At 68.2% G+C, this 23829-nt stretch carries 16 protein-coding genes and 1 tRNA gene; 10 read left to right on the top strand and 7 right to left on the bottom strand.

Annotation, left to right across the window (positions count from 1 at the left end):
* Window positions 1-84 precede the first annotated feature (84 nt).
* Window positions 85-2286, bottom strand: coding sequence for an FAD/NAD(P)-binding protein (locus AC1DEY_RS07260; protein WP_476867364.1), 2202 nt, complete (start codon window positions 2284-2286; stop codon window positions 85-87).
* Between the two features lie 84 nt (window positions 2287-2370).
* On the opposite strand from AC1DEY_RS07260, the gene AC1DEY_RS07255 reads away from it, so the two are divergent.
* The 4 genes from AC1DEY_RS07255 (at window position 2371) to AC1DEY_RS07240 (ending at window position 8334) form a co-directional block, all read left to right on the top strand.
* Window positions 2371-4659 carry a prolyl oligopeptidase family serine peptidase gene (locus AC1DEY_RS07255; RefSeq protein ID WP_476867363.1) on the top strand — a complete coding sequence of 763 codons (2289 nt, stop codon included), beginning with the start codon at window positions 2371-2373 and terminating at the stop codon, window positions 4657-4659.
* Between the two features lie 156 nt (window positions 4660-4815).
* Window positions 4816-4903, top strand: a tRNA-Ser gene (locus AC1DEY_RS07250).
* Between the two features lie 244 nt (window positions 4904-5147).
* Window positions 5148-6827, top strand: a complete 1680-nt coding sequence (locus AC1DEY_RS07245; RefSeq protein ID WP_476867362.1) for a phytoene desaturase family protein — start codon at window positions 5148-5150, stop codon at window positions 6825-6827.
* A gap of 19 nt (window positions 6828-6846) precedes the next feature.
* The gene (locus AC1DEY_RS07240; protein WP_476867361.1) at window positions 6847-8334 is read left to right on the top strand and encodes an MFS transporter; all 1488 of its coding nucleotides are present in this window, start codon (window positions 6847-6849) and stop codon (window positions 8332-8334) included.
* On the opposite strand, the gene AC1DEY_RS07235 is transcribed toward AC1DEY_RS07240, so the two are convergent.
* Window positions 8279-10480: a RecQ family ATP-dependent DNA helicase gene (locus tag AC1DEY_RS07235; protein ID WP_476867360.1), complete on the bottom strand. Its 2202-nt coding sequence runs from the start codon at window positions 10478-10480 to the stop codon at window positions 8279-8281. The two genes, AC1DEY_RS07240 and AC1DEY_RS07235, sit on opposite strands and share 56 nt — an antisense overlap.
* A 140-nt stretch (window positions 10481-10620) precedes the next feature.
* Here AC1DEY_RS07235 and AC1DEY_RS07230 point away from each other — a divergent pair, with 140 nt between their 5' ends.
* The 3 genes from AC1DEY_RS07230 to AC1DEY_RS07220 are packed head-to-tail and all read left to right on the top strand — an operon-like array spanning window position 10621 to window position 13002.
* Complete coding sequence (locus AC1DEY_RS07230) at window positions 10621-12039, top strand: phosphomannomutase/phosphoglucomutase (RefSeq protein WP_476867359.1); 1419 nt, start codon at window positions 10621-10623, stop codon at window positions 12037-12039.
* A 2-nt stretch (window positions 12040-12041) separates the two neighbouring features.
* Complete coding sequence (locus tag AC1DEY_RS07225) at window positions 12042-12533, top strand: hypothetical protein (RefSeq protein ID WP_476867358.1); 492 nt, start codon at window positions 12042-12044, stop codon at window positions 12531-12533.
* A 19-nt stretch (window positions 12534-12552) separates the two neighbouring features.
* Window positions 12553-13002 carry an RrF2 family transcriptional regulator gene (locus tag AC1DEY_RS07220; RefSeq protein WP_476867357.1) on the top strand — a complete coding sequence of 150 codons (450 nt, stop codon included), beginning with the start codon at window positions 12553-12555 and terminating at the stop codon, window positions 13000-13002.
* A 226-nt stretch (window positions 13003-13228) separates the two neighbouring features.
* On the opposite strand, the gene AC1DEY_RS07215 is transcribed toward AC1DEY_RS07220, so the two are convergent.
* The 3 genes from AC1DEY_RS07215 to AC1DEY_RS07205 are packed head-to-tail and all read right to left on the bottom strand — an operon-like array spanning window position 13229 to window position 16127.
* Window positions 13229-14344, bottom strand: a complete 1116-nt coding sequence (locus AC1DEY_RS07215; RefSeq protein ID WP_476867356.1) for an ABC transporter substrate-binding protein — start codon at window positions 14342-14344, stop codon at window positions 13229-13231.
* Between the two features lie 59 nt (window positions 14345-14403).
* Window positions 14404-15282, bottom strand: a complete 879-nt coding sequence (locus AC1DEY_RS07210; protein ID WP_476867355.1) for an ABC transporter permease — start codon at window positions 15280-15282, stop codon at window positions 14404-14406.
* Window positions 15279-16127 (bottom strand): ABC transporter ATP-binding protein, encoded by an 849-nt coding sequence (locus AC1DEY_RS07205; protein WP_476867354.1) that lies wholly within the window; start codon window positions 16125-16127, stop codon window positions 15279-15281. Before AC1DEY_RS07205 ends, AC1DEY_RS07210 begins: the two co-directional genes overlap by 4 nt.
* A gap of 258 nt (window positions 16128-16385) precedes the next feature.
* Between AC1DEY_RS07205 and AC1DEY_RS07200 the strand changes: the two genes are divergently transcribed.
* From AC1DEY_RS07200 to AC1DEY_RS07190, 3 genes are all read left to right on the top strand, one after another.
* On the top strand, window positions 16386-17999 hold the full coding sequence (locus AC1DEY_RS07200) for an ATP-binding protein (protein WP_476867353.1): 1614 nt from the start codon (window positions 16386-16388) through the stop codon (window positions 17997-17999).
* A complete protein-coding gene (locus tag AC1DEY_RS07195; RefSeq protein ID WP_476867406.1) occupies window positions 17996-18682 on the top strand; it encodes a response regulator in 687 nt (228 codons plus the stop codon). Before AC1DEY_RS07200 ends, AC1DEY_RS07195 begins: the two co-directional genes overlap by 4 nt.
* A gap of 178 nt (window positions 18683-18860) precedes the next feature.
* Window positions 18861-20021, top strand: a complete 1161-nt coding sequence (locus tag AC1DEY_RS07190) for a globin domain-containing protein (protein WP_476867352.1) — start codon at window positions 18861-18863, stop codon at window positions 20019-20021.
* Window positions 20022-20136: 115 nt separating this feature from the next.
* Here the strand turns inward: AC1DEY_RS07190 and AC1DEY_RS07185 are convergent, their stop codons facing one another.
* Together AC1DEY_RS07185 and AC1DEY_RS07180 are read right to left on the bottom strand one after the other, a co-directional pair.
* A complete protein-coding gene (locus AC1DEY_RS07185) occupies window positions 20137-21537 on the bottom strand; it encodes an FAD-binding oxidoreductase (RefSeq protein ID WP_476867351.1) in 1401 nt (466 codons plus the stop codon).
* 209 nt (window positions 21538-21746) lie between these two features.
* A complete protein-coding gene (locus AC1DEY_RS07180) occupies window positions 21747-23582 on the bottom strand; it encodes a phosphoenolpyruvate carboxykinase (GTP) (RefSeq protein ID WP_441410957.1) in 1836 nt (611 codons plus the stop codon).
* Window positions 23583-23829: the final 247 nt, after the last annotated feature.

Raw genomic sequence — 23829 nt, 5'->3', positions numbered from 1 at the left:
GGGCATGTCCATTCTTCCGGGACGCGCGGGCCACGGCACATGCCCATTGTTCAGAGACTGGCAGGCGGGCGGAGCGGGGGCGGGTTAGCTGGCCAGGATGTCGCGGGCGATCTCGTCAGCGTCGCGCAGGGTCCGCTGGCCGCTGCGGTAGACGGGGCCCGACTTCGGCAGGGCCTCGGCGGCGATTGCTGTGCCCCATTGCGTGGCGGAGAGCTGGAGCCCGAGCACATACAGACCCCGGGTCACGGACCCGTTGGCCCCCAGGGGACGATACGGATGGGCGATGACGTCCAGCCCGGAGGTCTGCACCGGGGTTCCCTCCACGGTCATCATGAGGCGCGGCCGCACCAGCCCTTCGGCGAGAAGCTGTTCCAGCAGGGGCGCGGAGTTGACGGCCACCCGGTTGGCCGGTGCCAGCGCCTCGATCATCGCTGCCGCGGACACGGCACCCGGCACGGCATTCTCCGTCCGTGCCCTCGCCGGTCCGGCGCCCCGCGCACCGGCGCTAAGGATGCCGGCGCTCAGTATGCCGGCGGCGCCCGCGGCGACCGCACTTACCGCAGGACTCCCGGAACCCACACCCGCAGCGCCCACGCCAACGGAGTCACGTCCCGCACCATACGTGCCGGCATCCTCCGACTCTTCGCCGGCGTTTTCCTCGGCTCCGCCGCCCACCCAGGGCGATGCAGCGGTGAACTTCCGGGCCCGGCGATCTACGCCAAACTTGGGGTCCGGACCCACGAAACGCACGACCCCCGCCCGAGCCAGCGCCGCGAGCTGGGCAGCACGCAGCGCCGGCGGGCCGCTCGCCAGGCCCTCCACGAAGGATTCGAACCAGCCCCGGAGGCCCGCGACCCAGGATTCGTCCGTGATGCCGCTGTCGGCTACAGCGGTCTTGAGCACGGCCCGGCCGTGGTGCAGGGCGCCGATCGCCATCTTCACGGGGTCGTCCTCGCCGAGTGCAGAGCGCCGCGCGTCGTCGAGCAGGTAGTCCACGACGGCGGCGTCCAGTTCAGCACGGGAGCCAAACGAACGCCCGGCCAGGGGCGCCGCGAGGCCGGGCAGGTCCAGGCGGCTGGTGTCCCGGACATGGACGGCGATCACCGAATCCGCGGCGGTTTCCCACTTTCCGGTTGAATGCGCGTGCGGCCGAAGGGACTCTTCCAGGGCGCGCAGGAACTCGGACGGGCCGGTCAGGATGGCATCGGGCTGCGAGTAAGCGAGCGTGGAGTAGTAGGCCCAGATCGCGTCCCGGTGCAGGAGCGGCCAGAGGTCGTGGTCGAATGACGGCCGGATTCCGGAGTCGGCGAACTTCGCGATCGCCTGCTCGGTGCAGTACCGCAGCTGGACCGCGCCGGGATAGTAGCCGGTGAGGGTCGCCTTCGCCCGGTAGGGCGTTCCGCGGCGTGAGGCAGCGATGATCAGTGGTTCGCGGCCGGACGGCTCATACGTCAGTTCACCGCTGCTTTCGCTGGCAAGGAACCGGCCGCCGCGCCCCTCCGTCAGTTGTCCCATCACGTCGAAGAAGTTCAGGCCCATGCCGCGCACCAGGACAGGCTTTCCGGCCGGCACCACGGACCAGTCGACGTCGGCGGGCGCCGCGGGCGGCACGTACAGGAGCCCGAGTTCCTCCGCGGCGGTGCGCAGCTCCCGCTGTTCGGCGTTCAACCGCGCGTCGAGATGGCCCATGGCCAGCACCACGGAGTCGACGGTAAGCACCGTGCCGTCCTCGAGGACGACGTCGAACCGCACCGAACTTTCCCCCGGGACCCCCGGGGCGGCCGCCGGGTCAGCAGGCTCCGCGGCGGAGTGGCGGACGGAAGCCGCCGTCGCCAGATGGAAGTCCACGGTGACGCCCGCCGGCAGGACGGTGAGCAGTTCCTCGAGGGTGGACCGCAGGTAACGGCCGTACAGGGCCCGGCTGGGGAAGTCCGCCTCTCCGAGCCTGGCCACCTCGTCGCGCTCCTCCTCAGTGAGTGATGGCTGCGGGTGATTCTGCTGGAGTTCGCGCCATTGGTCGAACGTGTGCCCGGCCAGGGGCGGAGCGAGCTCCGGGTCCTCGGGGACCACGGTGGGATAGAAGGACTGTGTGTTCATCAGGTACAGCCGCGACTGTCCGGGCTGCCAGACGCGCCCCGGGCCCGCCGGGTACGGGTCGATCACGTCGATGTGCAGGGTTCCCGCGGAGCCGGCGGAGGCCCAGTTGGCGAGGAGCCGTTCCAGCACGCTCGTGCCCCGGGGACCGGCGCCTATCACTGCCGTCCGGATGCTTCGCGATATGCCCACGGCATCCAGCGTATCGGCATCCCGGCTGCCGGTTTGACGCCCGCGTGACTTGCTACTGCCGCATCGATGTTCTTGGATTGAAAAATGACCACCACAGAAGCTGATCACCCGTCCGCGTCCGGCCACGCCACCGGCGCCCTCCCGACTGGAGGGATTTCCCCCGAACCTGTTGACGAGAACATCTGGCTGGAGGACATCTACGGCCAGGAACAGCTGGCATGGGTCCGTGARCAGAATGCCCGCACCGAGGAGCTCCTCGAGGACGCCGAGTACGCCGACCTGGAAGGCCGAATCCGGGAGGTCCTCGACTCCACCGACCGGATCCCCATGGTGGGCAAGCACGGCGAGTGGTATTACAACTTTTGGAAGGACCGCGAGAACCCCAAGGGCCTGTGGCGGCGCACCAGCTGGGACAGCTACCGGGCCGGGACCCCCGCGTGGGATGTGCTGCTCGATGTCGACGCCCTCGCCGCCGCCGAGGGCCACGACTGGGTCTTCCACGGCGCCAACTTCCTCCGCCCGGCCCCGGGCGAACCCCACCGCCGTGCCCTGCTGGCCTTCTCCCCCGACGGCGGTGACGCCAACCGCCACCGGGAGTTCGACGTCGAGGCGCGCAGCTTTGTGGATCCGGCCGACGGCGGCTTCGATCTGCCCACCGGCAAGGGCAACGCCTCCTGGCTGGACGCGGACACCTTGCTGGTCGCCACTACCGCGCAGGGCCTGCCGCGGACCACTTCGTCGTACGCGCGGACCGGGGTGAAGCTGCGCCGCGGAGAGTCCCTGGCGCAGGCCGAGCAGCTGTTCGACATTCCCGAGGACCACATGATGGCGATCGTGGCGCACGACTCCACTCCGGGCTTCGAGCGCACCTTTGCCGTCGACTGGATCAGTTTCTTCGAGAAGAACACCTCCGTGCTGCGCGACGGCGAATGGGTGCAGCTTGACGTGCCCGCAGACGTGAACCTGAGCTCACACCGCGAATGGCTGCTGTTCCGCCCGCAGCGCGACTGGACCGTCAACGGCACCACGCACCCGGCCGGTTCCCTGCTCGCGGCCGGGTTCGAGGACTTCCTGGCCGGCTCCCGGGACCTCGCCGTGCTCTTCACCCCGGATCCGCACACGTCCCTGCAGTCCTGGAGCTGGACGCGGGACTTCCTGCTGCTGAACCTGCTCCGGGACGTGTCCTCGGAAATCCACGTCCTGGATCCGCGGCGCCCGGGAACGGACACCGCGTGGGATGCCACGGTGCTGGACGCTTGCCCGCCCCTGCACGACGTCAATGCCTTCGCGGTGGATGACGAAGACGACGCCGAAGGCTCGGACGACGACGGCACCGGCGGCGCCGCCTCGGTGGCCGAGGGCGAGGCGCCGGGCGCGGGGAACGACTTCTGGCTCGTGGCCACCGGCTTCACGACGCCCACCACCCTGACCCGCGGGACACTCGCCCGCACCGGTGACTCCGGGGCTGGCGTAACCAGCACGCACGAGGTGATCCGGACCGCGCCGTCGTTCTTCAACGAGGCCGACTACGAAGTCCAGCAGCACTTCGCGGTGTCCAGCGACGGCACCAAGGTTCCGTACTTCCAGGTCGCCGCCAAGGACCTGGTGCTGGACGGCCAGAACCCGACGCAGCTGTCCGGCTACGGCGGCTTCGAGATTTCGCGAACCCCGGCGTACAGCGGCGCGATCGGCCGGGCGTGGCTGGAGCGTCGCACGGCGGAGTCCGGCGGAGCCGAGGGTGAGACCCCACACCGCCGCGGCGGCGTCTACGTGGTGGCGAACATTCGCGGCGGCGGCGAGTACGGGCCGGCCTGGCACCGGGCCGCGCTGCAGGGCAAGCGCCACCGCGCCTACGAGGACTTCGCCGCCGTGGCGAAGGACCTGATCTCCCGCGGTGTCACATCACGGGAGCGGCTCGGCTGCGTGGGCGGCTCCAACGGCGGGCTGCTGGTGGGCAACATGCTCACGCAGTACCCGGAACTGTTCGGCGCCGTGTCCTGCGGGGTCCCGCTCCTGGACATGCGCCGGTACACCAAACTCTCCGCGGGCTATTCCTGGATTGGCGAATACGGCGACCCCGATGTCCCCGAGCAGTGGGAGTTCCTGAGGACGTTCTCGCCCTACCACCTGCTCAGGGACGGCGTGGACTACCCGGAGACCTTCATCTGGACGGCGACCTCGGATGACCGGGTGGGYCCGGTSCAGGCCCGSAAGATGGCRGCCCGCATGCAGGCCATGGGCATCCCCAACGTCTGGTTCCACGAGGCSCTSGAGGGCGGCCACGCSGGMGCCTCGGACAACCGSCAGGCGGCGGCCCTGCAGAGCCGCAGCCAGCACTTCCTGTGGCGTGCCCTGGCCGGCCGGGAGGACTGATCCCGAACTCCTGACGGCGCCCGGCAAAGCGGGGTCACTTCCGGTCCATGGAGGTCCTCCGGATGGGCCGCGGGTGACTCCGCATTGCCTGGGGCGGGCCGTTTTGCACTGCGTGGCACCTTCTGCGTATCCTTGGTTGGCTAGTTATTAGCAATTGGAGACGTGCCAGAGCGGCCGAATGGGCTTCACTGCTAATGAAGTGTGGGGCACAACTCCACCGGGGGTTCAAATCCCCCCGTCTCCGCGTTTGGCCCCGGTCCTCGGACCGGGGTCTTTTGCGTTCCCGGGCGCATAGGGTCCGGAGCCTGCCTCGTACGCGCCGAGCCTTCTCCCGGGCAGATCAGGGCGGATCGGCGTCGTTCATCCGCCCTGATCTGCACCCGAGAGGCTCGAGCAACGCCGCGACGGCACGGTCGGCAGCAAGCCCGCCCCGTCCGGTGGCCGGACGCCGCGCGCCCGGCGGCGGACCCGGGTGGCAGGATAGGCCCATGTCGAGCAACCCCACGTCGAGCAACAAGRAATTTGACGCCATCATCGTCGGCGGCGGCCACAACGGCCTGGCCGCGGCCGCGTACCTGGCCAAGGCAGGGCGCAACGTCCTGGTCCTGGAAAAGCTGGAGCACCCCGGCGGGGCCGCGGTGTCCGCACACGCGTTCGACGGCGTCGACGCGCGCCTCTCGCGCTACTCCTACCTCGTCAGCCTCCTGCCCCGCCAGATCATCGAGGACCTGGACCTGCGCATCACGCTGGCGCGGCGGCGCTACTCCTCCTACACACCGGATCCCGCGGACGGCAGCCGGGCCCTGCTGGTGGACAACGGGGACGAGGCTGCCACCGCCGCCTCGTTCGCCGCCGTCGGCGCTCCCGACGGCGAGTTCCGCGCTTTCACCGCGTTCTACGCCGCCTGCCGGAAGCTCACCGAAGCCCTGTGGCCGACCATGACCTCGCCGCTGCTGCCGCGCTCCGAAGCGCGGTCCCTGGCCGCCCGGGCCGGGGCTGCCGAGGCGTGGGAGGCCATGATCGAACACCCCATCGGGCAGGCCATCAGCAGGGAACTGGGCAGCGACCTGGTCCGCGGCGTGGTCCTGACGGATGCGCTGATCGGCACCTTCGCCCGGGCTGACGACAAGGACCTGCAGCAGAACATCTGCTTCCTGTACCACCTGATCGGCGGCGGGACAGGCGACTGGGACGTGCCCGTTGGCGGCATGGGAGCGGTGTCCGGCGAGCTTGAGCGGGCCGCACTCGAGGCCGGCGCGACCATCCTGACCTCGGCGGACGTCACGGCCGTCATGCCCGGCGGCGTGGTGGGCTACCGCCATGAGGGACAGGACCACACGGCGACCGCCCCGTGGGTCCTGTCCAATGTGGCGCCGGCCGTCCTTGACAGGCTGCGCAGCCCGCAGCCCGGAGGACAGCCCGGCGGACAACCCGGCAGCGCCGGTTCCCCCGCGGCAGCCAACGACGCCGCGGGAAATCCGAACAATCGCCGCGAGGGCGCCCAGGTGAAGGTCAACCTCCTGCTCAAGCGGCTCCCGGCGCTGCTGGACGGATCCGTCAGCCCGGAGGCCGCCTTCGGCGGGACGTTCCACATCAACGAGACGTGGTCCCAACTCGACGCGGCCTACCGCACCGCCGCGGCCGGAGCCTTGCCCTCGCCGCTGCCGTGCGAAATCTACTGCCATTCGCTGACCGACCCCAGCATCCTGTCCCCGGAACTGCAGGCCGCCGGCGCGCAGACGCTGACCGTATTTGGCCTGCACGTCCCGGACCGGCTGGTCACGGCGGAGAACAACGAGGACCGGCGCGCCGAACTGCAGGCAGCCGTCCTGGCATCCCTGAACTCCGTCCTGGCCGAGCCCATCGAGGATCTGCTCCTGACGGGTCCGGACGGGCGGCCCTGCATCGAAACCAAAACCACCCTGGACATTGAACGCGCCGTCGGCATGCCCCGCGGCAACATCTTCCACGGCGGCCTCGACTGGCCGTTCGTGGAGGATGGCGAACCGCTGGACACCCCGGCGCGCCGCTGGGGCGTGGCGACGGATGACCCGCAGATCCTGCTCTGCGGCTCCGGCGCCCGGCGCGGCGGTGCCGTCAGTGCCATCGGCGGGCACAACGCCGCCATGGCAGTGCTGGAATCTGAACCGCCGCTCCGCCGTGCGTGAACCTGACGAGGACGCCCGCGTGAAGGACTCTTCCGGCAGCACCGTCACCGCCGCGGACAGCTGGAGCCCGCGGTTGGCCCTGCTGGTGGCCGCGACGTTCTTCATGGAATTCCTCGACGGCACCGTCCTGACCACGGCTATCCCCAGCATCGCCGCCGATTTCTCGGTGCCGGCCGCCGACGTGAACATCACCATGACGGCCTACCTGATGACGGTGGCGATGGGCATCCCGCTCAGCAGCTGGCTGGCGGAGCGGCTCGGCGCGCGGCGGGTCTTCTGCCTCGCCATTGCCATCTTCACGGCGGCATCACTGCTGTGCGCGCTCAGCCAGGATCTGACCATGCTGACCCTGAGCCGTGTCCTGCAGGGTGCTGGCGGCGCGATGATGGTGCCGGTGGGCACGCTGGTGGTGCTCCGCGGAACCCCGAAGAAGGACCTGCTGCGGGCCACCGCTTTCCTGGTGTGGCCCGGGCTGCTGGCACCGGTCCTGGCTCCGCTCGTGGGTGGTGCGCTCACCACCTACCTGTCCTGGCATTGGATCTTCCTGGTCAACCTCCCCCTTGGCCTGGCGGCGTTCCTGGCCGCGTTGCGCCTGGTCCCCACAGTGGGCGGCGACCGCACCAGGCGCCTCGACTGGCTGGGCCTGGCCCTGACCACGCTTGGGGTCGGTTCCGTGCTGGTCGGTCTGGAATTGACGGGCGGCCGGGACGCGGGACTGCTCGCGGCAGCCGGGATCGTGGTGGGCCTGTTGTTCCTGGCCGCGGCCGTGGGCTGGATGCGGCGGACCAGCACGCCGCTGTTCAATCTGTCTGTCCTCGGCGCGCGGACGTTCCGGGCGACGGCGACGGGAGGCTTTGTGTACCGGCTGACCATCAGCGCCGTGCCGTTCCTGCTGCCGCTGATGTTCCAGGCCGGTTTCGGCTGGGACCCGCTGCGCGCCGGAGCGATGGTGTCCGCCGTATTCGTGGGGAACATTGGGATCAAGCCCGCGACGACGCCCCTGATCCGGCGTTTCGGGTTCAAGCCGGTTCTGGTGTTCGCGTCGCTGGCGTCGGCGGCCACATTTGCGCTGTGCGCGCTGCTCGACGCCGGCACGCCGGAGCCGCTGATTGTCGCCGTGCTGGTGGCCAGCGGGGCGTTCCGCTCGATCGGGTTCTCAGCCTACGCTTCGGTCCAGTACGCCGACGTCGTCCCGGCCCAGTTGCCGTCCGCCAACGCCGTCTCGGCCACGCTCGTGCAGCTCGCCACCGCGGCAGGGATCGCCGTCGGGGCCCTCCTGCTGCGCGTCTTCGAGGCCGGCAGCCACGCCACAGGAACCACCGGTGTTGCCGCCGGTCTCGCCGCGGGTGACCCGGCGGCGCCGTACCGGGCCGCGTTCGTCGCGATTGCGGTCCTGATGCTCCTGAGCACCCTGGACAGCCTGACCCTCCCCCGCCACGCGGGCGCGGAGGTCAGCCGGCCTGGCCGAGCACCAGCGGCAGAACGGCGCCGGCGCCGGCGAGCCTGAGGGCCCGCCCGGAGACGGTCAGGGTCCAGCGGCTGTCCACCAGGTCATCCACCAGCATGACGCTCTGGCCACGGATTCCCGCGAGCGCGTCCTCGAGCTCGGGTCCCACCACAAGCCGGTCCCAGACTCCGGCGAGCCGGTAGGCGCTGTTCCCGCCGCGTCCGCCGGTGGGTCCGCCGTGGTTGAGCTGCAGCTGGCCCAGGTACGGGATGCGGCCGATCTCGGAGATCCCGCGGGCCAGGGAGTCCACCAGCAGCGGCTTCCCGCGCGAGGGCAGGCTGATGATCGCGGCCGGCCGGCCGGCCCCGCTCCATCCCGGCGTCCGGGCGTCTCCGGTCCCCCATTCCCGGAGCACCTGGACGCAGGCCTGCAGCATCCCGGGGTCCACGGCCCCGTCCGGTGCGCCGGCGGCGAAGGCCTCGCGGAGGGCGCCGCCCCAGCCGAGGTCCGTCAGGCGGGCCAGCACCCGGCCGTCCGCGAGGGCCTCGTCCGGCTTGATCTTTCCCTTCACGGGCACGCCCAGGCGGTCCATGCCGCTGGGCCACTGCAGCCGCGGTTCCAGGACCACGCCGGACCGGCGGAGGGTCTGCCCGGCAGTTTCCGTGGCGGCCTCGGCGATATCGGCCCGGAACCAGCGGCCCGCGCAGTTGTCGCAGCGGCCGCAGGCGTGGGCTGTTTCGTCGTCCAGMACCGAGGTGATGTATTCCATCCGGCAGCCCGCGGTGTCCTGATAGATGACCATCGAGTCCTGTTCGTCCACCCGGGCCTCGGCGATCCGGCTGTACCGCTCGGCGTCGTAGTTCCACGGTTGTCCCGTGGAGCGCCAGCCGCCGCCGACGCGTTCTACGGCGCCGTCCACGGCCAGGACCTTCAACAGCAGTTCCAGGGGCGTGCGGCGCAGATCCACCCGGGCCTCGAGCGCCACGGTGGACACCGCCGTTCCGGCCTCGGCAAGGGCCGTCAGGACGCCGGCGGCCTTTTCCTCAGACGGCATGGACGCGGTGGCAAAGTATTGCCAGATGTCGCGGTCCTCGGACCCGGGCAGGAGCAGGACGTCGGCGTTTGCCGCGCCACGCCCTGCACGGCCCACCTGCTGGTAGTACGCAACCGGCGAGGACGGCGCACCCAGGTGCACCACAAAGCCGAGGTCCGGCTTGTCGAAGCCCATGCCGAGGGCCGATGTGGCCACGAGCGCCTTGACYTGGTTGTCCTTCAGGAGCTGCTCGGCGCGTTCCCGGTCCGCGGGGTCGGTGCGGCCGGTGTAGGCGAGCACCTCGTGCCCCGCCTCTGCCAGGAGCCGGGCGGTGTCCTCGGCCGCGGAGACCGTGAGTGTGTAGATGATGCCGCTGCCTTGCAGGTCCTGCAGGTGGGTCAGCAGCCAGCCCAGCCGTTCGCGGGAATCGGGCAGCGTCAGGACACCGAGCCGGAGCGAGTCCCGGCCCAGTGCGCCGCGGATGGTCAGCACGTCCTTGCCGAGCTGCTCCTCGATGTCGTGGACCACCCGGGAGTTGGCCGTGGCGGTGGTGGCGAGCACCGGGACGGTGTCCGGCAGCTGCGTGATGAGGTCCGCGATGCGCCGGTAGTCGGGGCGGAAGTCGTGGCCCCAGTCCGAGATGCAGTGGGCCTCGTCAATCACCAGCAGCCCTGTCCGGCGCACGAGCTCGGGGAGCTGGTTTTCCCGGAAGGACGGGTTGGTGAGGCGTTCCGGGGAGACCAGCAGCACGTCCACTTCATCGGCGGCGAGCTGTTCGCGGACCGTGTCCCACTCCAGCTGGTTCGCAGAGTTGATGGCGACCGCCCGCACGCCCGCCCGGGCCGCGGCCGCCACCTGGTCGCGCATGAGCGCCAGGAGCGGGGACACGATCAGGGTGGGGCCGGCGCCGCGGCGCCGCAGCAGCAAGGAGGCGACGAAGTACACGGCCGACTTCCCCCAGCCGGTGCGCTGCACCACCAGGGCCCGCCTGCCGCCGTCGACCAGKGCCTCGATGGCCTCGAACTGGCCGTCATGGAACTCCGCCTCGGGGTGGCCCACGAGTTCCCGCAGCACGCCCTGGGCCTGTTCCCGGGTCCCGGATACGCCGGCGGAATCGGCGGCAAGGGCAGCGTCGGAGGCGGAAAGGAGTGCAGCGTTCTGGTTATTGGCCATTGCTTCAGTATCCCAGCCCCCTCCGACAGCCACGAAGCCCGGGCGCCGGCCAAGTGGATAACCCGACGGGCAACCTTCTCGGACCGGCGTCCTCACCGCTCCTCCACAGGGCCGTGGAGCCGCAACGTAAGATAAGACGCGTGACTACGGACCAGACAAAGACTTTTGACCTCTCGGCCTCGTTCAAGGCCTACGACGTGCGCGGAATCGTGGGGCAATCCATCACCGCCGAGATCGTCGAGGCCGTCGGCGCTGCCTTCGTCGACGTCCTGGAGCTCGAGGGGCAGACCGTGCTGGTGGGCGGGGACATGCGCCCCTCCTCCCCCGAGTTCGCCAAAGCCTTCGCCAACGGCGCTGCCACCCGCGGMGCCAACGTCCAGCTGCTGGACCTGATCTCCACCGACGAGCTGTACTACGCGTGCGGCGCGCTGAACGCCGCCGGCGCCACTTTCACCGCCAGCCACAACCCGGCCGAATACAACGGCATCAAGATGGCCAAGGCCGGCGCCGTGCCGATTTCCTCCGAAACCGGCCTCAAGGAAATCCAGGCCCGCGCCGAGGAATACCTCAACACCGGCACCATCCCCGCGGCCGGCAGCACCGGCCTGATCGGCGTGCACGACGTCCTCAAGGGCTACTCGGAGTACCTGCGCACCCTGGTGGACCTGCGCGGCTCACGGCCGCTGAAGGTCGTGGTGGATGCCGGCAACGGCATGGCCGGCCTCACCACCCCGGCCGTGCTTGGCGATGCCCTGCTCCCCAAGCTGCCGCTSGAGATCGTGCCGCTSTACTTCGAGCTCGACGGMTCCTTCCCGAACCACCCSGCCAACCCGCTGGAGCCGGAAAACCTGCGCGATCTGCAGGCCGCCGTCGTCGAACACGGCGCGGACATCGGCCTGGCGTTCGACGGCGACGCCGACCGCTGCTTCGTGATCGACGAAAAGGGCGAGCCCGTCTCGCCGTCGGCCATCACCGGCATGGTGGCCCGCCGCGAAATCGCCCGCGCCCAGGGCCTCGGCGAGGCCACGCCCACCGTCATCCACAACCTGCTGACCTCCCGAGCGGTTCCGGAACTCGTGGAACGCCACGGCGGCCGGCCCGTCCGCACCCGCGTAGGGCACTCCTTCATCAAGGCCGTCATGGCCGCGGAAGGCGCCATTTTCGGCGGGGAGCATTCGGCCCACTTCTACTTCCGCGACTTCTGGAATGCGGACACCGGCATGCTGGCAGCCATGCACGTCCTTGCCGCGCTGGGCGAGCAGGACGGCCCGCTCTCCGAGCTCGGCCGCGAATACGAACCGTACCGGTCATCCGGGGAGATCAACTCGGAAATCGAGGACAAGGCCGCCGCCGTCGAACGGGTCCGCAAGGACTTCCACAACGACGACGTCGAGGTGGACTACCTGGACGGCAGCACTTTCATCGCCACCGACGGCAGCTACTGGTTTAACCTGCGTCCGTCCAACACCGAACCGTTCCTGCGCCTCAACGTCGAAGCCACGGACACCGCCACCATGGAGCGCGTCCGCGACCGCGTCCTGGCACTGGTCCGGGGCTAGGCGTGGCCGCACATCCCGAGGAATCCTCCCACGACAACACCGGTTCCTGGCGCGATTCCGTGCCGGAAGCCAGCGCCACGGACCTGGAGAACCTGCTCGGCACCGGGGTCGGCGCCGCGCAGGAGCAGCTGGAGCGCAACGGCGGCTTCCTGCCGTTCGCCCTGGTGGTGCAGAACGACGGCGAAGTCCGGCTGGTTGCCGTGACACCGGCGGACGCGAACGACGGATCCGACGCCGACTTTGACGCGGACGCCATGATCCGGGACCTCCACGAGCTGCTCCGGCAGCACAAGGATGAGTTCCGGGCCGCCGCCGTGGTCTGTGACATCACGCTCCTCGAGGAGGACTCGGACGCCATTCACGTGGCGGCCGAGCACCAGGACGGCTCCCTGTTCGCGGCCGTCCTGCCGTACGCCGCGAACGCCGCGACGCACGAACTCGAATTCGGCCAGCTGGCCGCCGACACCAACGAGCCCGCCGTCTGGGTGGACTAGACCGGCCTGAGGCAGGGATATGAAGATCAATGCGTTCGCCGATGTGAGCCTGCGGGCCCTGCTGGTGCTCGCGGCCGCGCCGGACGGCGCGCTCGTGACCACCCAAAGCATCGCCGACGCCGTGGGCACGCCGTACAACCATGTCAGCAAGGCGATGGCGAAACTGCGCATCCTGGGCATGATCGACGTCGAACGCGGCCGCAACGGCGGCTCCCGGCTCAGTAGCGCCGGCCGGACCGCCACGGTGGGCCAGCTGCTCAGGCAGCTCGATTCCCGCCAGGATCCCGCCGACTGCATCGCGTCCGGCCGGACCTGCCCGCTCATCACCGAATGCCGCCTCAGGGCCGCGCTTGCCAGGGCCCGCGAGGCCTTTTATCGCGAACTCGACGGGATCGAGATCGCCTCACTGCCGACGGCGCGCCAGATGGCGCCCGTCTTCGAAATGATCGGGCTGCGCCCGGGGCTCTAGCCCCGCCAGCGCCCGGGCACCTACTCCAAGGCCGGGCTTCCGTTCCCCTGGACGTGGCGCGATTGGCCGCAAAGGAGTTGAGGGGGCGTCCGGTGGAACCGTAGGGTCTGAGACCCGCCGGGGACGGGCGTTAAGCACGACGACGGGTTCCCACAATCGCGCTTATAGGTGGGGACCCGTCGTCGTTCATTACCGTTGTTCCGTAGTGGAAAAACGTCAGCAGGCGTTATCCGTCTGAGCCGGCCGGCGTCGTCGTCGGCGCGTAGCCCTCGAGCTTGAGCGCGGCCACCGCGTACTTGCTGGTGAACGTGCCGTCGAAGGTGACCTTGGACGTGTCCACGCCGTTCTGCTGCTCCATCGCGAAGATCGTCTTGGGGCCGCCGGCGGGCATGAGGCCGTCAGGCAGGAACTGGCCCTTGTCGGTGTCCAGCGCCTTGACGTACTGGTCCTTGGAGATGGTGCTGTTCTGGACGAAGGATGAGGGCAGCTTGTCCGCGATATCCGCCGCCGAGTGGGTGCTGATCCAGTGCATGGTGTCAACGAGGGCGTTCACAACCTTCTGGGCCGCATCCTCGTGCGACTTGACCCAGTCGGACTGGGCAAGGACGCTGGCCGCCGGCCAGGAGCCGCCGAGCGCGGCCTTGGTGCCGTCCGAGGTTGCGAGGTCGATCGCGGAGACCGCCAGGTTCTTGCTCTCGAGCGCGCCGACGGTGGGCTGAGTTGTCATGACGCAGTCCGCGGACCCGCGCTGGATCGCGGCGATGGCAGTGGTACCAGCGCCCACGGCGATGGTGTGATAGTCGTTCTTCGTGACTCCGGCCTTGGCGGCGATGAACTGGGTGAGCTCGTCCGTTCCGGAGCCGAGGTCGGTCACGCCGACGGTCTTGCCCCTGAGGTCCGCCGCGGAGTGGACGTTGGCTTTGGGGCTGCACATGATGCGCTCACCCGGGGCGCTGGAGAGCTGCACGAGGTCGATGACATTCTTGCCCTTGGACTGGAAGTCGACGGTGTGGATGTACCACGCCCCTGCCATGTCCACCTGTCCGGACGCCATGGCTTCCTCCGCCCCGACGCCGCCATGCTGCTCCGTGGAGAGCTCGACATTCACCCCGTACTTCTTGTAGTTGCCGAGGCTTTCCGCGAGCTGGTACGGGAGGTAGATCTGCTTGTCGATGCCGCCGACCATGAGCTTGACCGTCGGCATCGTCGAGGTGTCCGCAGACGCCGTGCCGCCGGAACCGGTCGAGGCGGTGGAACTGGCCGTGGTGCTGCCGCCGCAGGCGGCGAGGCTGAGCGCAACCATGCCCAGGGCAGCGGTGGCGTAGATCTTGTGCTTCATCATTGGGGCACTTTTCCTTGTTCTCTTCATGGATATTGCGTTATGGACGGGTAGAAAATTTGTCAGATCGCCTGGGCTTCGGAACGGTTTGGCGGGCGCCACTTGAGGAGTGAGTGTTCCAGCAGGCTGATCAGGTATTCGGCCGCGAGCGTGATCACGGCAATGATCACCATGCACGCGAATACCGTGTTGGGATCGAAGGTGCCCTGGGCCTGGCTGATGATTAGGCCGATGCCCTGCTGGGCACCGAGCACCTCCGCGACCAGGGCGCCGATAATCGCGAACCCGAAGGCCGTGTGAAGGCTTGCGATGATCCACGTCATCGCCGAGGGGATGGTCACGTGAATCGCGACTTGGACCGGGGATGCCCCGAGTACGCGGACATTTGCGACCAGGTTCTGGTCCACCTCACGCACGCCCTGGAAGGCGTTGAAGAAGACTACGAAGAACACCAGCACCGCGGCGAGCAGGACCTTGGGGAACACTCCGAGGCCGAAGGCCACGATGAAGATCGAGCCGAGGACGATGCGGGGAATCGAGTTGACGATCCTGATGTACGGGCCGACGACGGCCGAGAGGTACTTGTTCGAGCCCAGCAGGATCCCGAGCACCACGCCGACGAACGTGCCGAGCAGGAAACCGAGGACGGCTTCTTCCATGGTGACCCCGAGGTTCTCCCAGATTGTCCCGAACGCTGTTCCCTCGGTGAAGAGCATCACCAGGCTATTCCAGATCTCGCTGGGCTGGCCGAAGAAGAACTTGTCCACCCAGCCTTCCTCGGTAAACCACTGCCACCCGCCCACCACCGCCACGGCGAGGGCGGCGCGGCCCACCCAGATGGCAGTCATGTGGCGCCGGTGCGACGCTTTTCCGGACTGCACGGCCGCTGCCTGCTGCTGCTCCTGCGTGTTCACCTTTTCCCCTTGCACAAGAGTGGTCATGCTGCTGCACCTGCCGATCGGGCGTAGGCACGGGTGACCTCGTCCTTGAGCGATTCCCAGATCTGGCCCTGAAGCTCAAGGAAGCGTTCCTCGTGGCGGATTTCCTGGACATTGCCGCGCGGCCGGGGCAGATCGATGTCGAAGACGTCCTTGACCGTGCCGGGGCTGCTGGTCATGATGACCACGCGGTCGGAGAGCGCCACGGCCTCGTCGAGGTCGTGGGTGATGAACAGGACCGAGGGCCGGAGCTCCTCCCAGAGCTTCAGCAGCTCGTTCTGCATAATGGCCTTGGTCTGCACGTCGAGGGCACCGAACGGCTCGTCCATGAGCAGGATCCTCGGGTTATTGATGAGCGCTGCGGCCATGGCCACGCGCTTGCGCATGCCGCCCGAGAGCTGATGCGGGTAGCGGTCCTCGAAACCGGCCAGCCCCACACGGCGCAGCCAGTCCCTGGCGAGCAAGGTGGCCTCGCGCTTCGGGGTTCCCAGCAGGATCGGCCCCATCATCACGTTGCTGAGCACGCTCTTCCAGGGAAAGAGCGCATCCGCCTGGAACATGTAGCTGACGCCGTCTGTGACACCCTCGACGGTGTTTCCGCCGACGCTCACAGAGCCCTCGCTGGGACGCTCCAGCCCGGAAACCTGGGCCAAAGTAGTCGACTTGCCGCAGCCCGTGGGGCCGACGATCGAGCAAAACTGCCCGGGTTCCACGGAAAGCGCTACGTCCCGGATCGCGGTAAACGTTTCACCCTTCGGCGTGAGGTAGCGCTTGGCCAGCCCGGTGATCTCAATGCCGGCATCGTCGCCAGCATCCCCAGGTGGGCGAATTCGATGGTTTACACCCATGGCGTAAAGCCTCTCTGTTGAATCGACGCCAGCCGCTTCATTTGCGGCGACGCCATTGTCCGGTGGATCCTTTAGCCATGCCTCGCAACTCTTCGCTCCGTGTGACATGAGTCATGATCAGTGCACTCACCCTAGAAAGGACTGCCGTGGTACAGCCACGCTTGCGTGCCTTGTGAGGGTTGTTAGCCTTCATTCATCTTTTGAACCTTTTGCTCGAAATGCCGCCCGATCTGCCTTGAACGCCGCCCGGGGCCAGCAGTGAGCAGCGCGCGGGCATGGTGGGGCGCCCGGCCGCTCGCATCGCAGATTCTCGTGTGGACGCTGGTGCTGATAGCGGTCACTGTGGCCCTGGGCGGCCTGGTCACCAACCGCATCACCGGCCAGGTACTCGACGAGCAGTTCCGCCTGCGTGCCCTGGGCGTCGCGGAATCGGTGGCACAGATGCCGGAGGTGGCCACGGGTGTGGCCACCGGCGATGCTGGCCACGAGATCCAGGCGGTGGCTGAACAGGTGCGCACCCGCGCCCAGACGGACTACGTGGTGGTTACCGACCGGTACGGGATTCGTTTCTCGCACCCCACGCCGTCGCTGATCGGGAAGCGCCTCGAGGAGCCTGTCGAGGTCCTCGACGGCCAGACCCACGTGGGTACCGACCACGGCAGCCTCGGCGACTCGGCGAACGCCAAGGCACCGATCCTGGACGCCTCGGGAAACGTCGTCGGACAGGTCTCGGTGGGCATCCTCGAGACGACCGTCAGCATGGAGCTCGAGCGGGACGCTGGGATCGTCGGCGGCTCCTCGGTGCTCGTTCTCCTGATCGGCGGCGCAGGTTCGTTCGTGCTGGCACGGGCCATCAAGCGCGCTACGTTCGGTCTCGAGCCTGCGGAGATCGCCTCGCTCCTCCAGGAACGGGAGGCCCTCCTGCACGGCATCCGCGAGGGCATGGTCGGAATTGACGACGCCGGCCGGGTGACCGTGATTAACGTCGAGGCACGGCGCCTTCTGGGCCTCGAAAACACTTTGCTCGACCGCCCGCTGGAGGAGCTTATCCCGGAGGGACGGCTCCGCGACGTCCTCACGGGTGAGGCGCCCGGCGCTGACCAGACGATCATCACAGACGACTCCCTTCTCGTGGCCAACCGCATGCCGGTAAGCGTTGGCGGCCGGAGCGTGGGCGCCGTCGTGACCCTTCGCGACCGCACCGAAGTGGAAGCGCTGGTGCGGGACCTGCGTGCGTTGGAGGGCCTCATGGCTGCCCTGCGCGCGCAGGAGCACGAGTACGCCAACCGCATGCACACGGTGGGCGCCCTCCTCCATCTGGGCGATATCGCGCAGGCGCGCACCTTCATCGCGGGCATCGCGGACACATCGCGCTCCCTCGGCGAGGGACTGCGTGCACGGATCGAGCCGCCCGAGCTCGCGGCGCTCATCTATGCCAAGATCACGGTGGCGGCCGAGCAGGATGTGCGCGTGGCTGTGTCCGACGAATCACTCCTTCGCGAACCGGGGCTCGGAACGCAGGATCTCCTGACAATCGTGGGGAACCTGTTGGACAACGCAATCGACGCCGTCTCCAGCCTCCCGGGACACCACGAAGTGACGCTTACCCTGGATGATTCCTCGGGCGTTTTTGTTTCGGTGACCGACACAGGACCGGGCGTGCCCGCGGACGCTGTGGACGACGTCGTACGCGATGGCTATACGACGAAAGCGGAACGGGCGGCCCAGGCCGGTGGCCCGGCCCTGCGGCGCGGCATTGGCCTGGCGCTCGTTGCGAGGATCGTGCGCCGCGCAGGTGGCACGATGGATGTGTTCGCCGGACCGGGCGGACGTTTCGAAGTGTGGATTCCGAAAGTTGGGGCAGAAGGATGATCCGGGTGCTGGTTGTCGACGACGACTTCCGCGTGGCGCGGCTGCACGCTGCACAGGTGGCGCATGTTCCGGGGTATGAGTGCGTCGGTGAGGCACACACCGTCGCCGAGGCGCGCGCCGCGATCGCGAGGGAGAGCCCCGACCTCCTGCTCTTGGACATCTATCTGCCGGACGAGGACGGAATCTCGCTCCTGCAGTCGCTGCGCGAGGCAGGCGAGGACGTAGACGTCATCATCATCACCGCGGCGCGGGATGTAGGAACCGTGCGTGCGGCGATGCGCGGCGGAGCGGTGTACTACCTCGTGAAGCCGTTCGGATTCGAGCAGCTCGTCGAGCAGTTGCAGGCCTATCAGAAGTGGCGCGCGGACGCGTTGTCACGGCGGATCACAGGGCAGACGGACATTGACGCGCTGTTTGCCTCACGGCGGGCTTCTGTGGCGCCCACTGCGGGTTCGAGCTCCGCACGGCGCCTCCCGCCGACTATGCAAAAGGTGCTCGATGCCGTGGCCGCGGCCGGCCGGCCTCTGGGCGCGCAGGACGTCTCAGACCTCATTGGCATATCCCGGCCGACGGCACAGCGTTACCTGAGCGAGCTCGAACGCAAGGACCGCGTGACCCTCCACCTCGAATATGGCACCACCGGCCGGCCAGTCAACACGTATATCCCCGCGCCCTCCCGCTAGCGCGTCTCATCTATATCGGCGCTGGCAAAGACGTTCACGAACGACACGCCCGAAAGCAGCCGATTTGCCACACTTTTCTACAGCGTGTAGAACTTAGGTGTAAATACTCGTATTTCAAATATTAGTATTTGCATCGCGGTCCGGTTGAAGACCCCGGGCCACTACCTCAGGAGTCAGCATGCTCTCGGACAAGTCCTTCCCGGTCATCGAGGCCACCCTGCCGCTGGTCGGTTCCCGGATCGGAGCGATCACCCCGAAGTTCTACGCCCGCCTCTTCGGCGCCCACCCCGAACTGCTGGACGGGCTCTTCAGCCGCGCCAACCAGCGCTCCGGCGCCCAGCAGCAGGCCCTGGCCGGAAGCATCGCCGCTTTCGCCAGCCACCTCGTGAACAACCCCGGCACCCTGCCGGAGACCGTGCTGTCCCGGATCGCGCACCGCCACGCGTCCCTGGGCATCACCGAACCGCAGTACCAGGTGGTCTACGAGCACCTCTTCGCTGCCATCGCCGAGGACCTGGCCGAGGTCATCACCCCGGAAATCGCCGAAGCCTGGACCGAGGTCTACTGGCTCATGGCGGACGCCCTGATCAAGCTCGAGAAGGGCCTCTACGCCGCCCAGGCCAACGGCAAGATGTGGACGCCCTGGAGGGTAGCCGCCAAGACCCCCGCCGGCACCGGCTCCATGACCTTCGCCCTCGAACCGGCCGATGACACCCCCGTCACCGCGGCCCTTCCCGGCCAGTACGTCAGCGTCAAGGTGACCCTTGCGGACGGCCTGCGCCAGGTCCGGCAGTACTCCCTCTCCGGCGACGCCGGCACTACCCGCAGCTTCACCACCAAGCTCGACGACGGCGGCGAGGTCTCCCCCGTGCTGCACAACAATGTGGAGGTGGGCGACGTTATCGAGATCTCCAACCCCTACGGCGAAATCACGCTCAAGGAGGGCGACGGTCCCGTGGTCCTGGCTTCGGCCGGGATCGGCTGCACGCCCACGGCGTCCATCCTGCGTTCCCTCGCGGAGTCCGGCTCGGACCGCCAGGTCCTGGTGCTGCACGCGGAAAGCACGCTGGACAGCTGGGCGCTGCGCTCCCAGATGACCGACGACGTCGAACGCCTCGACGGCGCCGATCTCCAGCTCTGGCTCGAAGAACCGCAGGCCGGCTCGAACGCAGGCTTCATGTCCCTGCGCGAGGTGGACCTGCCGGCCAACGCGTCCCTGTACCTGTGCGGTCCGCTGCCGTTCATGAAGAGCATCCGCAATGAGGCCATCAACGCCGGTATCCCGGCCACGAAGATCCACTATGAGGTCTTCGGCCCGGACATCTGGCTCGCCAGCTAAGTCCCCGACGGCGGCCCCGCACCTTTCGCAACAAAGGTGCCGGGCCGCCGTCGTCGTTAAGCTGGGCTGCCGTCGTGATCCGGCTTCGGCTTCCCGGACGGAACCTCCCTGCCCGTCAGGACGCGGGCGTCACCCCGGTGATCGTGTGGCCGAAGCGCAGCAGGTTGCCCGGGTCGTAGGTGGACTTCGCGGCCACCATCCGCTCGTACATTGCCGGCGACCATGCCCGCGCCCGGTCAGCTTCATCGCCGGGCGCGCCGTGGAAGTTCACCAACGTGTAGCCGGTGGAATAGGGAGCCATCGCGGCGAGGATGTCGCGGATGGACGCGGACACGGCCTCYGCGGCTTCCGGCACCTGGAGCCCGACAAGGAACAGCAGGAACGCCGCGTCGCGTCCGGACACGGCGTTCGGCGGCGCTCCTGGCCGGGACAATGCAGCGCGGGACAGCGCCCCGCCCAGCGGCCGAATCTCGATCAGGAGCAGCGGGCAGTCGGTGCCGTCCCCCGCCAGCCTGAGCAGTTCCGCGGAAGCCTCCTGGCCAAAATCCGTGAGCAACGCGCCGCCGTCGGTGAACGGGAGCGGATCCGCCGGGTCCATGTGGATCTGGTCGACGTCGAGGTAGCTCATGGGTCCGGCCATGTCCATCAGAGGGGTTGAGACTGCGCGCATCGGGGCAAGCAGCGCGTCGCCGGCCTCACGGTTTCCGAGGAAGGCAAAGCGCAGGTGGACCACAAACTGGCCGCGGAGGGGCGGCGGAACGAAGTCCATGTCCGGAAGCCGCAGCAGGGAGATCGACGGCGAGGCGTCGTCAGGCAGCGTGGGCAGCCACTCGCGGAATGCGGTCAGAACCGGCGCCGCGTCCACCCCGGGATAAATGATCCCTCCGCCGTAGAAATCCCCGAGCGGAAAGAGGTTGAACTCAAGTGCCGTGACAATCCCGAAGTTGCCCTTGCCCCCGCACATCAGCGCGAACAGCTCGGCTTCGGTCTCGGCGTCGATCCGGCGCAGCGCGCCATCGGCGGTAACCACGTCCATGCTCCTAACATGATCCGCCGCGAAGCCATGGGCACGTCCGAGCACGGGCAGCCCGCCGCCGACCGTGTACCCCACGACGCCGACGTCGGTGCTCGAGCCGTGCAGTCCGATCAGCCCATGGGGGACGCTCGCCTCCAGGACACTCCGCCACTTCACCCCGGCGCCGACCCGTGCGGTGCGTTCTACCGGATCGATGGTCAGTTCCTGCAGGCGTCGTGTGTTGATGAGCAGGCCGCCATCGATCGCCGAATCGGCGCCGTGCCCGGTGGACTGGACGGACACCGGAAGCCGGTGCTCCGCCGCCCATTTCACTGCGGCTGCCACGTCCCGCGCGTCTGCGGCGCCTACAACGACGTCGGGCCGGTGGATGGTCGCGACGTTGAAGGCGAACGTCTCGGCCGCGAATTCTTGGCTGTCGGGCAGCGCGACCGGGCCGCTGACAGCGTTGGACAAGGCATGGATGTCGTCTTTGACAAGCAAGGGGAACTCCTGAAGTCTCGCTGACTGGTGGAATGCGGCCAAGCCTAGGGGCGCGCCGGAAGGTGGCCTAGGGACCTAAGTCCCGGCGGAGCCGGGACTTAGGTCCCCGGCACAACGAAAACGGCGGTCCCGCACCCTTGAAAGGTGCGGGACCGCCGTCGTTGTCGCAGTGCCGGCTGCCAGCGCCGGCCGCTACTGCTGGGGTATTGCTACTGCTCGGCCGCCATGCGGGCCTTCAGGCCGTCGAGCTCGGCCTGCAAGGCATCGGGCAGCGAGCCGCCGAAGTTGGCGAACCAATCCTCGATGGAGGCCAGCTCGGTGGCCCACTCGGCCGGATCAACGCGGACAGCCTCTTCAACCTGGGCGGGCGTCATGTCCAGGCCGGTGAGGTCGATCCCGTCAGCGGTGGGGACGAACCCGATGGGGGTCTCCACGGCGTCGGCCTTGCCCTCGAGGCGTTCGATGGCCCACTTTAGGACACGGGAGTTGTCACCGAATCCGGGCCACGCGAAGCCGCCCTCGGAATTGCGGCGGAACCAGTTGACCAGGAAGATCTTGGGCAGGCGCTCCGGGTTGGCCTTGGCGGACAGGTTGACCCAGTGATTCAGGTAATCGCCTGCGTCGTAGCCGATGAAGGGCAGCATCGCCATTGGATCCCGCCGGACAACGCCGACAGCACCGGCGGCCGCGGCCGTGGTCTCGGAGGACAGGGTGGAGCCCATGAAGATGCCGTTGGACCAGCTGCGCGCCTCGGTGACCAGCGGGATGGTGGTCTTGCGGCGGCCACCGAACAGGATCGCGGAAAGTTCCACGCCGTCCGGGTTGTAGTACTCCTCGGCCAGCATGTCGATCTGGTCGATCGGCGTGCAGAAGCGGGAGTTCGGGTGGGCAGCGGGCTTGTCCGACTCGGGGGTCCAGGAGTTACCCTGCCAGTCGGTCAGGTGCGCGGGCACTTCCTCGGTCATGCCCTCCCACCACACGCCGCCGTCGTCCGTGAGGGCGACGTTGGTGAAGATGCTGTGGCCCTTGGCAATGGCGCGCATTGCGTTGGGGTTGGTGCCCCAGCCGGTTCCCGGTGCCACGCCGAACAGGCCGGCCTCAGGGTTGACGGCGCGGAGCTCGCCTTCCTTGCCGAACCGCATCCACGTGATGTCGTCGCCGAGGGTTTCGACCTTCCAGCCCTCGATGGTCGGATCCAGCAGGGCGAGGTTGGTCTTGCCGCAGGCCGACGGGAACGCGGCGGAGACGTAGTAGTTCTTCTTCTCCGGCGAGGTCAGCTTGAGGATGAGCATGTGCTCGGCAAGCCAGCCTTCGTCGCGTGCCATTACCGAGGCGATGCGCAGCGCGTAGCACTTCTTGCCGAGCAGGGCGTTGCCGCCGTAGCCGGAGCCGAAGGACCAGATGGAGCGCTCCTCCGGGAAGTGGACAATCCACTTATCCGGATTGCAGGGCCAAGGGACATCAGCCTGGCCGGGGGCCAGCGGGGCGCCGAGGGAGTGCAGTGCCGGGACGAAGAACGCGTTGGTCGCGGTGATCTTGTCGAGGACCTTGGTGCCGATAGTGGCCATGATGCGCATGGAGGCCACAACGTAGGCGCTGTCGGTGATCTCGACGCCGAACTTGGGGTCCTCGGCGTCCAGGTGGCCCATGACGAACGGGATCACGTACATGGTGCGGCCGCGCATGGAGCCGGCGAACAGGCCGCGCAGCTTTTCCTTCATCTGCGCCGGGGCCATCCAGTTATTGGTGAAGCCGGCGTCGTGCTCCTTCTCGGAGCAGATGAAGGTCTGCTCTTCGACGCGGGCTACGTCGGCCGGATCGGAGAACGCCGCGAAGGACTTGGGGAACAGGTCCTCGTTCAGCCGGGTCAGGGTGCCTGCGGCAACGAGCTCGTCGGTGAGCCGGGTGTTTTCCTCGTCCGACCCGTCAACCCAGTAGATCCGGTCCGGCTGGGTAAGTTCAGCCACCTCTTCTACCCATGCCAGCAGMCCGGCATGTGTGGTGGGTGCTTTYTCAAGCARCGGCAGTCGCGCCAGATCKCCCATTACGGTTCCCTTCCTCGGGTTCAGTGGTGTGCCTAAATGCTAGGTCGAGCCGAGGGGCCGGTTTCCGGCCCGGACATGGGATGACCTGGGCGGCGCAATTCAAAAACCCCGGAAATTCAAGGAACTGACCGGCCCACACGGGCCGTTTTTGTGACTAAGGTCACGTAGACCGGTCTAGTCGGCTAAATTACACCCCCCTCGATTTGTAACTGGGCGCGGCCTCGCGTAAAGTAATTCGAGGTTCGGG

The organism is Arthrobacter sp. 05T47 (assembly GCF_056395825.1).
The sequence above is the reverse complement of the archived record's forward strand: the minus strand, read 5'-3'. Positions and strand labels throughout refer to the sequence as shown.

What these genes read in the sequence shown, in the direction of transcription:
- AC1DEY_RS07220 (WP_476867357.1), top strand. Translation starts at nt 12,553, where the DNA reads ATGAAGATCAATGCGTTCGCCGATGTGAGCCTGCGGGCCCTGCTGGTG.
- AC1DEY_RS07215 (WP_476867356.1), bottom strand. Translation starts at nt 14,344, where the DNA reads ATGATGAAGCACAAGATCTACGCCACCGCTGCCCTGGGCATGGTTGCG.
- AC1DEY_RS07210 (WP_476867355.1), bottom strand. Translation starts at nt 15,282, where the DNA reads ATGACCACTCTTGTGCAAGGGGAAAAGGTGAACACGCAGGAGCAGCAG.
- AC1DEY_RS07205 (WP_476867354.1), bottom strand. Translation starts at nt 16,127, where the DNA reads ATGGGTGTAAACCATCGAATTCGCCCACCTGGGGATGCTGGCGACGAT.
- AC1DEY_RS07195 (WP_476867406.1), top strand. Translation starts at nt 17,996, where the DNA reads ATGATCCGGGTGCTGGTTGTCGACGACGACTTCCGCGTGGCGCGGCTG.
- AC1DEY_RS07190 (WP_476867352.1), top strand. Translation starts at nt 18,861, where the DNA reads ATGCTCTCGGACAAGTCCTTCCCGGTCATCGAGGCCACCCTGCCGCTG.